Origin of the sequence: Candidatus Chromulinivorax destructor, from assembly GCF_003366055.1 — a bacterium.
GTDB lineage: Bacteria > Babelota > Babeliae > Babelales > Chromulinivoraceae > Chromulinivorax > Chromulinivorax destructor.
In genome coordinates this window covers 690,626-705,553 of sequence record NZ_CP025544.1, presented here as the reverse complement: position 1 = coordinate 705,553, position 14,928 = coordinate 690,626, and the positions used below count along the sequence as shown (strand labels likewise).

Annotated in this window: 12 protein-coding genes and 1 pseudogene; 9 read left to right on the top strand and 4 right to left on the bottom strand. The window is 33.4% G+C overall.

Features of this window, described 5'->3' with window-relative positions:
* The first annotated feature begins 349 nt into the window (after window positions 1–349).
* The 5 genes from C0J27_RS03505 (at window position 350) to C0J27_RS03485 (ending at window position 6,237) form a co-directional block, all read left to right on the top strand.
* Window positions 350–1,042, top strand: a complete 693-nt coding sequence (locus tag C0J27_RS03505; RefSeq protein ID WP_115585803.1) for an OmpH/Skp family outer membrane protein — start codon at window positions 350–352, stop codon at window positions 1,040–1,042.
* 2 nt (window positions 1,043–1,044) lie between these two features.
* Entirely contained in the window at window positions 1,045–1,593 is a 549-nt protein-coding gene (pth, locus tag C0J27_RS03500; protein WP_115585802.1) for an aminoacyl-tRNA hydrolase, read from the top strand.
* Between the two features lie 167 nt (window positions 1,594–1,760).
* Window positions 1,761–3,245: an ankyrin repeat domain-containing protein gene (locus C0J27_RS03495; RefSeq protein ID WP_115585801.1), complete on the top strand. Its 1,485-nt coding sequence runs from the start codon at window positions 1,761–1,763 to the stop codon at window positions 3,243–3,245.
* A gap of 11 nt (window positions 3,246–3,256) precedes the next feature.
* Window positions 3,257–4,627, top strand: coding sequence for an ankyrin repeat domain-containing protein (locus C0J27_RS03490; RefSeq protein ID WP_115585800.1), 1,371 nt, complete (start codon window positions 3,257–3,259; stop codon window positions 4,625–4,627).
* Between the two features lie 2 nt (window positions 4,628–4,629).
* Entirely contained in the window at window positions 4,630–6,237 is a 1,608-nt protein-coding gene (locus C0J27_RS03485; protein ID WP_162801776.1) for an ankyrin repeat domain-containing protein, read from the top strand.
* A gap of 255 nt (window positions 6,238–6,492) precedes the next feature.
* Here C0J27_RS03485 and alaS read toward each other — a convergent pair whose 3' ends face one another.
* Both alaS and C0J27_RS03475 read right to left on the bottom strand, forming a co-directional pair.
* Window positions 6,493–9,081, bottom strand: a complete 2,589-nt coding sequence (alaS, locus tag C0J27_RS03480) for an alanine--tRNA ligase (protein ID WP_115585798.1) — start codon at window positions 9,079–9,081, stop codon at window positions 6,493–6,495.
* Window positions 9,082–9,094: 13 nt separating this feature from the next.
* Window positions 9,095–9,604, bottom strand: a complete 510-nt coding sequence (locus C0J27_RS03475; protein ID WP_115585797.1) for an HIT family protein — start codon at window positions 9,602–9,604, stop codon at window positions 9,095–9,097.
* Window positions 9,605–9,742: 138 nt separating this feature from the next.
* On the opposite strand from C0J27_RS03475, the gene C0J27_RS03470 reads away from it, so the two are divergent.
* The 4 genes from C0J27_RS03470 to C0J27_RS03460 all read left to right on the top strand — a co-directional run bounded on the left by C0J27_RS03470 (window position 9,743) and on the right by C0J27_RS03460 (window position 12,353).
* Entirely contained in the window at window positions 9,743–10,150 is a 408-nt protein-coding gene (locus C0J27_RS03470) for a hypothetical protein (RefSeq protein WP_115585796.1), read from the top strand.
* Window positions 10,033–10,278, top strand: a complete 246-nt coding sequence (locus C0J27_RS05790; protein WP_350337604.1) for a hypothetical protein — start codon at window positions 10,033–10,035, stop codon at window positions 10,276–10,278. The genes C0J27_RS03470 and C0J27_RS05790 overlap by 118 nt, the downstream gene beginning before the upstream one ends.
* Window positions 10,170–11,897 (top strand): zinc-binding dehydrogenase, encoded by a 1,728-nt coding sequence (locus C0J27_RS03465; RefSeq protein ID WP_115585795.1) that lies wholly within the window; start codon window positions 10,170–10,172, stop codon window positions 11,895–11,897. The genes C0J27_RS05790 and C0J27_RS03465 overlap by 109 nt, the downstream gene beginning before the upstream one ends.
* A gap of 144 nt (window positions 11,898–12,041) precedes the next feature.
* Window positions 12,042–12,353, top strand: coding sequence for a hypothetical protein (locus tag C0J27_RS03460; RefSeq protein WP_115585794.1), 312 nt, complete (start codon window positions 12,042–12,044; stop codon window positions 12,351–12,353).
* Window positions 12,354–12,571: 218 nt separating this feature from the next.
* On the opposite strand, the pseudogene rho reads toward C0J27_RS03460, so the two are convergent.
* A pseudogene (rho, locus tag C0J27_RS03455) lies at window positions 12,572–13,807 on the bottom strand (transcription termination factor Rho); the annotation flags it as partial.
* Window positions 13,808–14,023: 216 nt separating this feature from the next.
* A complete protein-coding gene (gene secF / locus C0J27_RS03450) occupies window positions 14,024–14,887 on the bottom strand; it encodes a protein translocase subunit SecF (protein ID WP_115585793.1) in 864 nt (287 codons plus the stop codon).
* Window positions 14,888–14,928 lie beyond the last annotated feature (41 nt).

Genomic DNA, 14,928 nt, shown 5'->3' with positions numbered 1-14,928 from the left:
TTCATGAAAGTTTGTATAGAAATAAAATTTGATTTTTTTAAGAAAAAGCGCTTTCAGTAAGCTCTTAAAATGAGTATACAAAAACAAAAAATATAAAAATAAATAAAATCTCTTGATTAAGCATCGCAAACATATTTAAAGTAAAGTTCATAATGATGCAAAGTAGATACAGGGTTCGGGGGGAATAAGGACCATTAACCATCTACTTTGCTCATAGCTTTCACAAACAATTCCCATTAATTTTTTCATGTTTTTTTCATGTTCAAAAATTGACTAAGGTACTGAAACACGCTAAGCTAACTGCAATCTGAGTCAACATTATAGTATGTATATACGTTAGGAATTATGTATGAAATCATTAAAATTAGCAGTTGCGTTGGTAACTTTATTTAGTGGCCATTCAATGCAAACTGGTGCAGAGCAAACATCATCAACGGCACAACACGATGAAAAAGCTGCAGTAACGGTTGTTATTAGCACACAAAGATGCATTGGTGAATCTATTCGAGGCAAAGATATTCAAAAAAGAATGATGGATGAACAATCTTCTACAACTGCAGGTTTTCCTGCTATGGAAGCAAATATTAGATCAAAAGAAGCTTTAATTGGTCAATTACAAAACAGCTACAATGATAAGATCAAAGCATTAGAAACAAAATCAAAAATGATTTCTGAAGAAGCTCGCAACAAAGAAATTGATGAAATTCAAGATATCCGTAGCCAAATCGAAGCTACAGGTGCAGAGCGCGAACGTATGATTAATAAATTTAATCAAGAAGCTAAAAAAGCTGAACAACGTCTTGAAGCTCTCTACAAAAAAGAAATGGCTGCGTTTGAATCAGAAATTAAAGATGTTATTGCAACTGCTAAAGCAACGTATGGTTGGGATTTTGTTCACCCAAGAGAAGCTCTTTTAGATGCAAGCGATAGATTTGATAGAACATCAATCATCATTGATTTGTTAGACAAAGCTGAAGCAAAACGTAATGAAGCTAAATTAGCAGAAAAAAAAGCTGCATCTCTTGTTAAGAAAGCTGCGTAATAATGGTTGCTAACCAGATTCCAGTGTTAGAAATTAAAGCAATCGTAGGCCTTGGTAATCCAGGGCCTGCTTATGGTAAAACTCGCCACAATATCGGATTTTTAATTCTTGATCAACTCGCAGATGAACACCAAGGTATTTGGCAAACAAAAAACAAAATGGAAATTTGCTCTATTTTTATTCAAGGCAAAAAGTTATTTTTAGTAAAACCAATGACATTCATGAATGATTCAGGAAAAGTTTTGCCCGATTTAGCAAAGCAAGGAATAAAACAAGATAATATTCTTGTCGTGCATGATGAATTAGAATTACCTTTTGGAGCAATTAAATTTAAATTTGATGGTAGCGCAAAAGGCCACAATGGCTTAAAATCTATGATGGCTTTTGGTGGATCAAATTTTTTGCGATTACGCTTTGGCGTTGATCGACCGACTGATCGGCAAGATGTGCCAGATTATGTTTTATCAAAATTTAAAGAATCTCAAGATATTCTCGATCAAAAAATTCAAGAAGCAACGACTGAAATCGTTACTTTAATTTCTAAACAATAATAAAATCTCTATTATCGTAGCAATTTACATCTTTTTAAGTACAATTAGAAACATATATCAGCTTTGTAAAAAACAAAAAAGAGACTTTATTTTTATAAATAAAGTCTCTTTTTAAGCGTATACATTAATATTATTTTTTTGATCTTCTTTATCGCGAAAAGATTATAATGCCATTGTTCTACTATGTATTTCTATCTTTAAGTTGTATTTCTTCTTCATACTGCTCTTCAACAACTCAGCCTCTCATACCAGCTACTTCGCTTTATAACAATGCTGATTCTTGTAAAAAAAGAGCTATTGACAATATAGAAAAGCAAAAACAAGATCCTTCTCAAAAAGTTCAAATCATTGAGAACCGTAACTCTTATAAATCTTCTAGTAAAGTCTATTTAGCTGCCACTAATCTTGGTGAAAAAATCAAAGAAAGAAATGATCTATTATTATTAGTTGATGTACCTGGAAACATTGATACGGTAGATGCTCATGGCGAAACGTTACTACACCTTGCCATAGAAAAAAATAAAATTGATGCAGTAACAAAACTCCTTAAAAAAAATGTTGATATTTTTAGGCATAACAAGAGGCATCAAACAGCGCTGCATCAAGCAGTAGACTACAAAAACTTACCCATTATAAATTTGTTATTACACCATGCAGTCAAGCAAAATGCATCTGATTCTCTTCAACGTTTTTTAGAAATTAAAGATTCTGATGGAGCTACAGCATTGCTTCATGCAGTTGAACAAAATCAAACTTTTATTGCTGAACTATTGATAAAGTTTGGCGCTAATATATTTACCACCAATCATCATGAACACTCTTTACTCCACTTTGTTCAAGACCCTGCACTTGCTCAAAATTTAATTAATGCTGGTTTAGATGTTAATTATCAAGGGAGATTTAATAATACGCCATTGCATTTTGCTGCAAATGAAGATATTGTACTTGTTCTTCTTGAAAACAAAGCTAACATTCATGCATTATCAGATGAAGGTAATACGCCACTTCACACAGCAAAAACAACTGCAATTGCTCAAGTTTTACTTACTGCTGGGGCTTATGTTAATTATAAGAACTATAAAAATAATCCACCTCTTTACTTTGCTATAAAAAATTTAAATACAGCTCGATGCCACCTTCTACTAAAACATGGTGCTGATGAAAATATAGTTAATCCAGGCGTTATTGCAAAATACAAAATTCATTCACGTTCTTATCTTGCAGACAACTTTATACAAGAAATGAGAGAAACAAACAAACTGGAACCTTTCTTTACAAATATATGCCCAGCTTTTCCTTATACCTATCAAGAGGATATCGAATATCAATATTTACGAAATCTATCTTTGCAATGCGTTTTAACAGGAAATCATATGAGCATAAAAGATTTCGAAAGATTTAAGCAGCTTTATCAGCTTGCATGTTTAGGAACTTTTAATTATTTAGCATCGATAGATAATCGTCTACTCAAGGCATGTGAAAATACAACTGACAATGAAATTACAACAAATCTTAATACAATTAATGCTTACATAACACAGCAAGAAGAACACCACCGAAAAATAGATGTTGATCTAACATTTAAAAATAAAAGTTCTATCACTGTTAATGCTCTCAGTCAGTTTATTGCTCATAACTTAACTACAACATAGAAAGAATCTATATGCTGTTTTTTCATTATTTATTTATAACAGTAGGGCTGCTTACATCACACATTCCCTCATTATCAAGTTGCCAAGCAACTACTGATTTTAATTGCCCGGAATATGAAATAATCTTAGATCCTCTTGATAGCAATAGAGTTGGTGATAAAAGAAAAGAACAACAAGAAAATTTTTGGGCACATATCGACGAACAAACAAACTATGACAATGTAAACGAATTCAAAGAAACTCTTTTACATCAAGCAGTTAAAGAAAATAAATTTAAAATAGCATGTAAGCTTCTAAGAAAAGGCATCGATATTTGCGCACAAAACAACAGAGGTGAAACAGCTTTGCATTATGCAGTAGATTACGATAATGCAGATATTGTATTATTATTAGAGTGCTATTCAAGCATCCATCAAACAGATCTCGTTCCTCCTTTTTTTGAAATAAAAGATCATCATGGAGCAACAGCCTTAATGCATGCAGTTGTTCAAAATAAACTTACAATAGCAAGTCTTCTCATTAATCTACGTGCAGATGTCTTCACCTTGAACAATCTTAACCATGGCTTGCTGCATTTTGTAAAAAATCCTGATCTGACGCAAAAATTAATTGTAATGGGTCTTGATGTTAATCTTCAAGGTAGGTTTAAACATACTCCGCTGCATTTTGCTCATAATGAAGAAGTTGCACAAATTTTGATTGATCATAGTGCAAAAGTAAATGCTTTAACAAATGAAGAAAACACCCCACTTCATTTTGCAAACACCACTGCAGTTGCACAAGTTCTTGTAGATGCTGGCACTGCTATTAATTTTGAAAATATCTATGGATGCACCCCTCTTTATTACGCTGTAAAAAATTACAATGTACAACGATGTCGTTTTTTATTAGAAAATAATGCGACTCTAGCGCAAGAAAAAACCGGGAATATCATAGATATTTTGCAATATGAGTTTAAAAAGAGCTCTCCTTACATGCAAGAAAACTTTAAGGACTTTTGTAAAGAACAGAATTTATTTAAAGATTATTTTTTTATACACCAAGCATATCCTAATACATTACTCAAAGAAAATGAATATAATAACCTAAGAAAAACATGCTCTGAAAAGGCACAAAAATTAATGGGTGCTGAAAAAATGTCAAAAATTGATGATTTGCATCATATCCGCATGTCTCAAATTACAACACAAATAAGTATGGGCCCTGAAGAAATAGAAGAATATAACACTTTGATCAAAAAATTTAACGACGCTATAAAAATTTCAATCCCACAAGAAGAATTTATAAAACTAAAGCAATTACACAATCGGTTTATGTGCAACAATACAGTCAATGCTGCTGATTGTGCTTGCCAAGACCTTGCTAAAAAAGAATTGGACTAAAATTGTATAAAAATTATCACTGCCTACTGCTTTTAATTTTATTCATATCATCAGCGTTCACAAGCCAAGCGCAAGAATTAATAGAAAAAACCAGCTCAACAATTATTTCAAAACGATCAGATCTATCAACGGCTTTACTGTTTGAAAACTATGAAAAAGCAGCAGATTTAGTGTATGAAGGCGCAAATATTGATACACCTGATAGATCTATTATAAATGGCCCTTTTTTGGCATGGTCAATAGAAAATAATGAAGCTGGACTTCTTAGAATTTTGCATAAAGAAGAAGATGTCGATATTTCTCGAGTATATCCTGATGGAACAAATCTTTTGCATTGTGCAGCTCAAAATTCTTCTCCAAATATTCTTCGTTATATACTAGGACAAAAAGTTTGCAATGTTAACCAACAGCGCACATGGAATTCATCTGCTGAAAATCAAATAGGCTTTACGCCTTTACATTATGCAATTCGTCAAAACGATACAGAAACGACTCACATATTACTTGAAGCAGGCGTAGATATAACAGTTACCGATGAAAATGGCAAAACAGCCTTTGACTATGCAACAACTCCTGAAATGAGAATCTTACTGTATGGTATGCCACCAGCGCAAAGTGATTTTAAACCTTTACCAGAAAAAATTTACGAACAAGATCTCTTAGAATTTCTAAATGATTTACAAAAATTTTTTGATAAAAGTTCATACCCTTTTTTAGAAAAAAGTTTTGCTACTTTTGATTTAGATTTTAAAAACTTCATGGCTGAACTATTCGAAAATAAAAGTATTACTGACGATATTATTGATCTGCATGCAGATGATCTACAATCTTCACTTCAGGATTTTATAAGCAAAGCAGAAGAAAAATTAGGCCATGAACTTGCCTTGCAATTAAAAACGCAATCAATTGATAAGATTTTATTAGATCAAAACTTACACGATATTATCAATCACCCTTACATTTTAGAATTAGCGCTGCATGAAAACAATGATGAATTATTGCTCAAATTTTTAGCACCTCCTTACAATCATAAAGTTTTAAAGTCTTTATTTATTGATACAGGTATTATGCATAGTGTGCCAGTTTTATACCATGTAACAAATATACAGACGCTCGAATTTTTAATTGATCACGGAGCTGGCCAAGATGAAAGCCCACAAAATTTTCATACCAATATATATAAAAAAAATTTAACAATCGATAGATTAAGTAGCGAAATTGAATCGAGTTTAACTAATATATTTATATATCAAACTATTGTAACACTTGGACTTGATACATCGATAAAAGATGCTTACTTTAAAAAGCGTAGAATAAACGCAATAATTATTGAAGCTAAACAAAAAGATTCTCAAAAATTATCTTTTTATATAAATAATCGAGAGAATAGAAATTTTGATATTTTAGGCTTGAGCTTTACATGTATAATGATTCCATTATTTTTTATACCAGCTCAATGTATTGCACATATAGCACCTCTTATAAGAAGCGATCTTGAATTTGATGATACGCTTAAAATTGATTGTGCTGTCCTCTTATTTTTTTTAGCAGGACGATACATTGCTTTACATTCAGACAAGTTAATAGATTTTATTATAAAGAGGGAGTGATATAAACGCGCATCCCTTTATTTTTATTATGCTTGTTCAAGCTAGTTTTTTATAACTTACTTATACGATATTAATACATTGTCTTCGCCTTTAATCATCTCTCAGGAGTAAATCGTTCAATGTATAAAAAAACTCATATTAATATGAATGGGTACTATATGTCTAAAATAAGGTCATTATAAAGACTGCTACAATAAACAACTCGTGCACAAAAAAAAGGAAGGTGAATGATTGAGTCATTCACCTTCCTTTTTTTTATGCTTTTATAAGCCAGTTTTTTATAAATTGCTTACACGATGTTGGTACATTACCACCACCCTGAATCATGACTGGGCTTCCACCAGACTTTAATCCACACTGCTCTTGTAATAGAGCCTGAAGTTGTTTCATTGTAACTTGTGCTACATATTCTTTTGCAAGAGAACAAACAAATGTCATTGACCCTTGTTCATCATTAACAATGAAATATAAGCCAGGTTTTTTTGCCTGCAAAGCTGTAAGAATATCTCGAATATTTTCTGCAAATCCTTGTAATTGCAAATACCCAAAAGCAATTCCATTCATATTTTCTGTTTGCTCTATCCATGATGGAATTAATGATTTCCACTGCTCAGTTTTTAACACTTTAATCTCACGCGTTAGATCTTTTAATCTTGTTTGAAGTTTTTCTACACCTTGTAAAATAGCTTCTGACTTAACTTTAAGATCTTGTTCCAAGTTTTTTATAATAGTAAAATTTTGTTGCATGAGTTCTAGAGCTTTGCCGCCAGTGTACGCAACAATTCTTCGTTGGCCTGCAGCTAAGGCAGTTTCTTCAACTATTTTAAATAAACCAATGTCACCCGTTGCCCGTACGTGCGTTCCTCCACATAATTCAGCAGAAAAACCAGGAATCATGACTGCACGAACTGCATCTGGATTATATTTATCACCAAAGAAAGCAATAACACCGCGACTTGTCGCATCTTTTAAGGTTGTATTTTCAATTGCTACAGGAATATTGTCCCAGATTTTTTGATTAATCAAATTCTCAACTGCTTGAATTTGTGCAAGAGAAAGTGGCGCATGATAGGTGAAATCAAAACGAAGATACTCGCAATTAACAACAGAACCAGCTTGTTTAACTTGCTTACCTAAAATTAATTGTAATGCGGCTTGCAGTAAATGTGTTGCGGTATGATTTTTCATCGTAAACAAACGAGCTTGTTCATCAACTTGCATTGCCACGCTATCACCAAGGGTAATTGTTGTCGGAGCTATACACGTAATTAAAATTGCATCGTTCAGTTTTTGTAATCCTAATAATTCTGTTTGATAAGCACCAAAAGTGACTGTTCCTTTATCGTCAACTTGGCCACCACACGCAACATAAAATGGTGTTTTTTCTACAGTAAACGAAAAAGTTTGACCAGCTTTAACGCTATCAACAAGCTCATTATTACAAACCAAAGCAGTAATCGTTGATGTTTCATACGTTGATCCATACCCAGTAAAAACTGTTTTAATTGAACTATCCAAAGCTAAATCTTGCTCTGACTGCTTCATTTTTTTGCCAGATTTTTGACGCTGCAGCTCCATTTGCTCTTCAAAGCCATCAATGTCAACCGTGCATCCATAGTCTGCTGCAACAAGTTGCACAACTTCTAACGGAAATCCATACGTGTCGTACAAAGTAAATGCCTGCGTGCCAGAAACTATTTTGTTTAAGCCATTTTTTTCGATATAGCCTTGTAAAATAGATTTACCTCGATTCAAATTTTCTGAAAACCGTTCGATTTCAATTTTCAAAACTGCAATCACCCTATCTTTGCTTTCTTGCAAGTCAGGATAAATTTGTTTCATTTCATCAATTAACACTGCCGCTAATTCTGGGAAGATGTTTTTATCAGTTAATTTTTGTGCAAATAAAGCTGCTCGACGAATAATTTTACGAATCACATAACCACGACCGTCATTTGATGGCGCACATCCGTCAGCGATTAATAATGATGTTGAGCGAACATGGTCTAAAAGAACATTGAATGATGCTTTGATAATCCCTGTTGACTCATGATATTTGTGGCCGGTAAGTTCTTCAATTTTTTTAATACATGGTTGAAAAATATCAATATCAAAAACTGATTCTTTGTTTTGCGTTACGACACACAGACGTTCTAATCCCATGCCAGTGTCGATACCTGTTTGTTGTAATAATTTATCAGTACCATCAGCTTGGCGATCGTACTGCATAAACACAACGTTCCACACTTCAAGGAATCGATCGCATCCGCAAGGAACGTTACAATCAGCTTTACCACACCCATACTCAGGTCCACGGTCAAAGAAAATTTCTGTACACGGGCCACAAGGACCAACATCCCCCATTTGCCAAAAGTTATCAGCACCTAAGCGAAATATTTTATTTTCAGGAATTTTTACATCATCACGCCAGATTGCATACGCTTCATCATCTGTTAAGTATACAGAAACTGAAAGTCTTGCAGGATCAAGCGCCATATCTTGTGTTAAAAAATTCCAAGCGAAAGGAATCGCTTCTTTTTTAAAATAATCCCCAAACGAAAAGTTGCCCATCATTTCAAAAAATGTAAGATGTCGTTGCGTAAAGCCCACGTTATCTAAATCATTATGTTTGCCGCCAGCACGAACACATTTTTGAATGGTAACAGCTCTGTTATAGCTCCGTTTTTCTTTCCCAAGTAAAACATCTTTAAACTGGTTCATGCCTGCGTTGGTAAATAAAATTGTTGGGTCTTGAGCAGGAATTAACGATGAGCTTGCAACTTGTTCATGATGAAATTTTTTAAAGTACTCAAAAAACTTTTGTCGAATAACATGTGAGTTCATGGATAGTATTGTCCTATAGTTCTAAAGCTGTAAAAGCTGGTTTTAATTCGTTATAAATTCTTTTTAAATCAACTGAGATATTTTTAGTTCCACCAACAACCGTAATAAAACTGGTATCACCTGACCAGCGTGGCACAACATGCAAATGCACATGCCCTGGAATTCCTGCGCCACTTATTTTGCCTAAATTAACACCCGCGTTAATACCTTGCGCACACAAAACATCTTTTAAAATTATGATACTTGCGTTCATTAACTCCATTAATTCAATTCTGACATTTTTTGATAATTCATCAAGATTTGCCACGTGAATTTTAGGTAAAATTAAAACATGTCCACTGTTGTACGGATATATATTCAACAGAACGATTGCATGGTCTGTTTCTTTTAAAATAAATTCTTTATCATCTGCATTTGTTGCTGAAAAAATTGTGCAAAAAACACAGGCTTCGTTTTCATCATCTTTGTGTTTTATACTATGTTTAACATACTTATCTCGCCATGGAGCATATAAAATATCCATTGAAACTCCTTGTAAACATGTTATTATTTCAAAGAGATATTCTATCAAAAAATAGATTATTTGATACGTAAATAAGCAGTCTAATATAATCACAGCCAAGGTAAGCTAACTACCAAGCAAACCAGGGAGAACGTTTAGATGAGACAGGTATTTTTAAATAAGGGCGCAATAGCGCTCAAAGAAGTTTGTGAGCCAGCACTCAATGATCATTCGATGCTGGTTTCTGTATACCATTCATTAATCATACCTGAAACAGAGAAGTCAATCATTGCAAGCTCTGAGAAAGAATCGTTATTAAAAAATATTCCCGAAAAAATTCGAATGATTTTTAATTCGATTTCAACTAAAAACATTGAAGGTCTTACCGACTTTGTAAAAAAAGTTTTTATGGTGAAATCAAATCTCTTGGACATTCATGTTCCGGAAGAATTATTGCAGTTGGGAAAAAAGTTACACAATTTCGGCCAGGGGACTATGTTGCTTGCGCAGGAAATGGGTTTGCAAATCATGCTGACGTCGTCTGCATTCCAGAATCATTTGCCGTAAAAATAAAAACAAATCACTCTTGCAAGAAGCTAGTTTTATTGCTATTGGTGGCCTTGCTTTTGATAATATCAAAAAAGCTCAGCTGCAAATTGGTCAAACTGTTTGCGTTGTTGGACTTGATATTTTAGGTCTTTTAACAGCTCAAATTGCAAAATTATCTGGGTGTAAAGTTATTGGAATAGACACCAACGAATACAACCTTGCAAAAGCTCAAGAACTTGGAATTACCACAGTTTTAAACCAAAAGCTTGATAACATAGAACAAGAAATGAGCTATCTGACCAACCATGCTGGAGTCGACTGCACTATCATCACAAAGCATATGGACCAAATCTTGCAACATGCAGTCAACTTTGCAAAACAGCAAGGTCGAATTGTTTTATCACAATGCAAAAAACCTATTAATCTAAATTACAATCAGTTGTACTTAAAAGAAATTAACATTGTTAATATTCAGTCAACGCTCAAAGATGAACTGACGTTATCAGAGCAACAACTTGAAAATTATCATGACTCGTTTTTTGGAGTTACCCCAGAGTATTGTAAAAGTTTGGCTACGTTTATTAATTTATTAGAAGATGGCTTAATCAGTACAAAGCCGTTAATTTCTCATACGATTAGTATTAATAACGTACAAGAAGCATACAAAACTGTTCAAACAAAAGACGTGCTAGGGCTTGTCCTTAATTTTCTGCCAAAGCAAGAAGTTATTCAAAAAAACAATGCTTCACCAATTTCAAGTTTCATCCCTGCTAAAAAAGATACGTTGCATGTAGGAATTGTCGGAGCAAGCCCATTTACACAAAACACCTTAATGCCTGCTTTATCTAAAATTAAAAACGTTCAGATTGAAACTGCTGTCGACAAGAATATTGTTAAAGCTCTTAACATTGCTCAAGTCTACGGTGGCGCACGAAAAACAATCATTAACGAACAAGAACTGTTCGATGATAACAATGTTAACGTGGTGTTTATCAATTCGCCCTACCGCCTGCATTGCAGCCAAGCTATAAACGCCATGGAAAAAGGCAAAGCAGTATTTTTAGAAAAACCGATGGCAACGGATCTTGAACAACTCAATACGCTGTACAGCTATTTGCAAAAAAACACCTCCGCTCAGTTTTGTGTTGATTATAATCGATCATTTGCTCCATTCATAAAAAAAATAGATACACAGACCAAGCTACGAACATCGCCTTTAATTATTAGTTATCGCATGAATGTTGGCTTTATAGCAAAAGAACAGTGGCTACAGCGTCAAATGGGTTCGGGTCGATTAATTGGTGAAGCGTGCCATATTTTTGATATGTTTTTATACTTGGTTAAAGCTCAACCAATTGCTGTTTCCGTCGAATCATTAAAACCAACAAATAGTTATCTTTTCCCTACCGATAATTTTTCTGCACAAATTAGCTTTGCTGATGGCTCAATCTGTACACTTTTATACACATCGCTTGGTCACGTAGGCGCCGGTAAAGAACGTATGGAAATATTCTTTGATTCTAAATCAATTGTTATGGACGATTATGTTTCACTTGAAGGCTTTGGTCTGCCTTTCTCATTTAATGAAAGTGTAAAACAGCCAAACAAAGGCGAAGACGCTTTGATTAATAATTTCTTACGATCAATTAAACAAGAAAACTATGTACCGCCCATATCAATTGAACGATTAAATCAGGCAACTGAATTAACGTTAATTATTGATCAACTTGCCCTTAAGGGCGGCGGAGAACAAATCTTAAAATAAGAAAGAAGCTCATGGTTATCATGCGCTTCTTTCTTATTTTTTTATGTATTTCATTATTAAGAATAATTTTTATATATTTTTAAATCATGAACGACTAATGTAGTCATCTCAAACTACAACATATAAATTTTTAAAGGATCTGTTTTGAAAAAATTATGCGGTATTATTGCAATACTATCTATATATCAATTAAGACAAATCCATGCAATGGGAAGAGGTGGCAATTGGGGTATAGGAGATTATTCGATTACCAGAAGATCAACAGAAACTACTCCATTAAATATAGATGAAATACAAGTAATAACAGAAAATCAACAGGTAGCATCTGGTCAAGCTACAAGAACTGCTTTATTAATAGAAGCAAGGCGAAGAGAATTGCAGAATCAAATAGCAAATACAATAAATGATGATGATAAAAAATTACTTTTAAACGAACTCAATCAGTTACCTGCATAAACTATAATTGTAATGCTTAAACCAATGAACTATTAAAATAAGTCTATATGTTTAGTATTTTAACAAAAAAAGAACGACTCAAATATTTTTACTTGAATCGTTCTTTTTTATTTATAAATAAATTTTTTATATCAAATTTATTCAGATTTATGATGCCCGTTACCATGATGATTGTTGTTATTGTTACTTCCGTTTGAAGAAGCTGCAATAGCTTTTTTACTCATCGTAGCAAAGAACTCTTCATTTGTTTTGGTATGCTTCATTTTATCAATTAAGAATTCCATACCTTCAACAATATTCATGGTCGATAAGAATTTATGTAATACCCATGAATGATTCAGTTCTTCATCAGTTAACAATAAATCTTCACGACGAGTACCTGAAGGTATTAAATCAAATGCTGGATACGTACGACGGTTTGATAATTTTCGAGTTAAATGTAGTTCCATGTTACCGGTACCTTTAAACTCTTCAAAAATTACTTCATCCATACGAGAACCAGTTTCAATTAACGCAGTTGCAATAATTGTAAGCGATCCGCCTTCTTCTGCATTACGAGCAGCACCAAAAAATCTTTTTGGTCGTTGTAACGCATTTGCATCAACACCACCAGTTAAAACCTTACCTGATGTCGGTGAGATAGTGTTATAAGCACGCGCTAAACGAGTAATAGAATCAAGAAGAATAACCACATCATGTCCATACTCAACATAACGTTTAGCTTTTTCAAGAACAATTTCTGCTACTTGTACGTGGCGTTCTGGAGATTCATCAAATGTAGAACTTACCACTTCAGAGTTTTTATTGGTAATTGAACGCTTCATGTCAGTGTTTTCTTCTGGACGTTCATCAATTGACAAAACAATCAGATAGATGTTTTCATTTTCAGCAAGAAGACTTTTTGCAATCTCTTTCATCAAAACAGTTTTACCAACTTTAGGTGGAGCAACAATTAAACCTCGTTGGCCTTTCCCTATCGGTGTAAAAATATCCATGATACGCGTTGATATAAAATCTGGTTGTGATTCAAGGTTGAATTTTTTATCAGGGTGCAATGGTGTTAAACGATCAAAATCTATTCTGCTTGTTGTTCGTGCTGGATCTTGACCATTAACTGCTTCAATAGTTTGCAATGCAAAATATTTTTCGCTTTCTTTAGGTGGCCTAATTTCACCAGATATCGTATCACCTGTTCGTAAATTTAATCGACGAATTTGAGTTGGAGATACATAAATATCATCTGGCCCTGAAATATAGTCATACTCAGGAAAGCGTAAGAAACCAAATCCATCAGGCAGTTTTTCAAGAACTCCTGAAACAGAAATTGATTTTTCAGTAATTTTTTGATTTTCAAGAATAGCTTCAATAAGTTGATCCTTGGTCATCATGCTCGATCCAATTATACCAAGACGCTTTGCGGTAAAATTAAGATCTTGAATGACCATCTCTAACATATCTTTTTTTGTTAGTTCTTTTGGATTGGGTAATTTTTTTTGAATATTTGTTGGTCGAGGCCGTTTAATTTCTTTTGGATTTTGCAAGGTCTTTGTATCCACGGTAAGAGAGGTTATAGTAAATAGATAATAACAGGTTATTAAAAGCTCCAAAGAGTTTGTAATATATCTGTTATTATCTATTTAATATGTAATTATTTACTGATTGCTATAAAACTATTTATTTTCTTTATAAAATAGCATCATGATTGAGCTTGCAATGAAAATTGAAGAGTATGTGCCAAAAATAATACCAAGAAGAATAGCAAGAGACAAGCTTCGAATTGCATCTCCGCCAAAAATAAGCATTGATCCAACAACAAGCGAAGTTGAAGCGCTTGTTAAAATCGTTCTTCGTAATGTTTGGTTGATACTTGTGTCAACAATAACATCTAAAGCTTTGCCTTTCATTGATACCAAATTTTTTCTAATTTGAGTAAAAATAACAATCGTATCATTGATTGAGTAACCAAGCACCGCAAGGATAGCTGCAACAACATCGATATCAATTGGACGATTTATGATTAAAAAGCAAGCAAGAACAGCAAGAGCATCATGAAATAATGCAACTACTGCACCTATAGCAAATGCAAATCTAAAACGCATCGCAATGTATACTAACATTAATGCCAATGCTATTAAAATAGCTTTGATTGATGAATTTCTTAACGAATCTCCAACTGCACTACTCAAACTGCTTTTTTGAAGAATTTTGCCAGGATTATCAATCGAAACTGCATCTACAGTCGCTTGTATTTTTTGATCTAAATTGTCAGTAGTTTCAGGCGTATCTTGGATTCTAATGATAATTTCATTAGCGTCTATTATATTATAAACCGTGCCGTTCCATTCATCATGTATCGCTTTTTTAATTGCGGCGGTATTTTCAGGTTTATCGAATCTCATTCTGATATCGGTTCCGCCTGTAAAGTCTACGCTATATCGAAAACCTCCATTGTAAATATAAGCTGAAATACCAGCAAAAATAACAAGTAAAGATAATAACGCGCTTTGTATGCGATATTGTGAAAAGTGGAACATTATACTCTCCAAGGGCTTAGGTTCTAACTTTAAAAATAAAA

Excerpts from the sequence above, each read along its gene's own strand:
- C0J27_RS03505 (WP_115585803.1), top strand. The coding sequence starts at position 350 with ATGAAATCATTAAAATTAGCAGTTGCGTTGGTAACTTTATTTAGTGGC.
- pth (WP_115585802.1), top strand. The coding sequence starts at position 1,045 with ATGGTTGCTAACCAGATTCCAGTGTTAGAAATTAAAGCAATCGTAGGC.
- C0J27_RS03495 (WP_115585801.1), top strand. The coding sequence starts at position 1,761 with ATGCCATTGTTCTACTATGTATTTCTATCTTTAAGTTGTATTTCTTCT.
- C0J27_RS03490 (WP_115585800.1), top strand. The coding sequence starts at position 3,257 with ATGCTGTTTTTTCATTATTTATTTATAACAGTAGGGCTGCTTACATCA.
- alaS (WP_115585798.1), bottom strand. The coding sequence starts at position 9,081 with ATGAACTCACATGTTATTCGACAAAAGTTTTTTGAGTACTTTAAAAAA.
- C0J27_RS03475 (WP_115585797.1), bottom strand. The coding sequence starts at position 9,604 with ATGGATATTTTATATGCTCCATGGCGAGATAAGTATGTTAAACATAGT.
- C0J27_RS03470 (WP_115585796.1), top strand. The coding sequence starts at position 9,743 with ATGAGACAGGTATTTTTAAATAAGGGCGCAATAGCGCTCAAAGAAGTT.
- secF (WP_115585793.1), bottom strand. The coding sequence starts at position 14,887 with ATGTTCCACTTTTCACAATATCGCATACAAAGCGCGTTATTATCTTTA.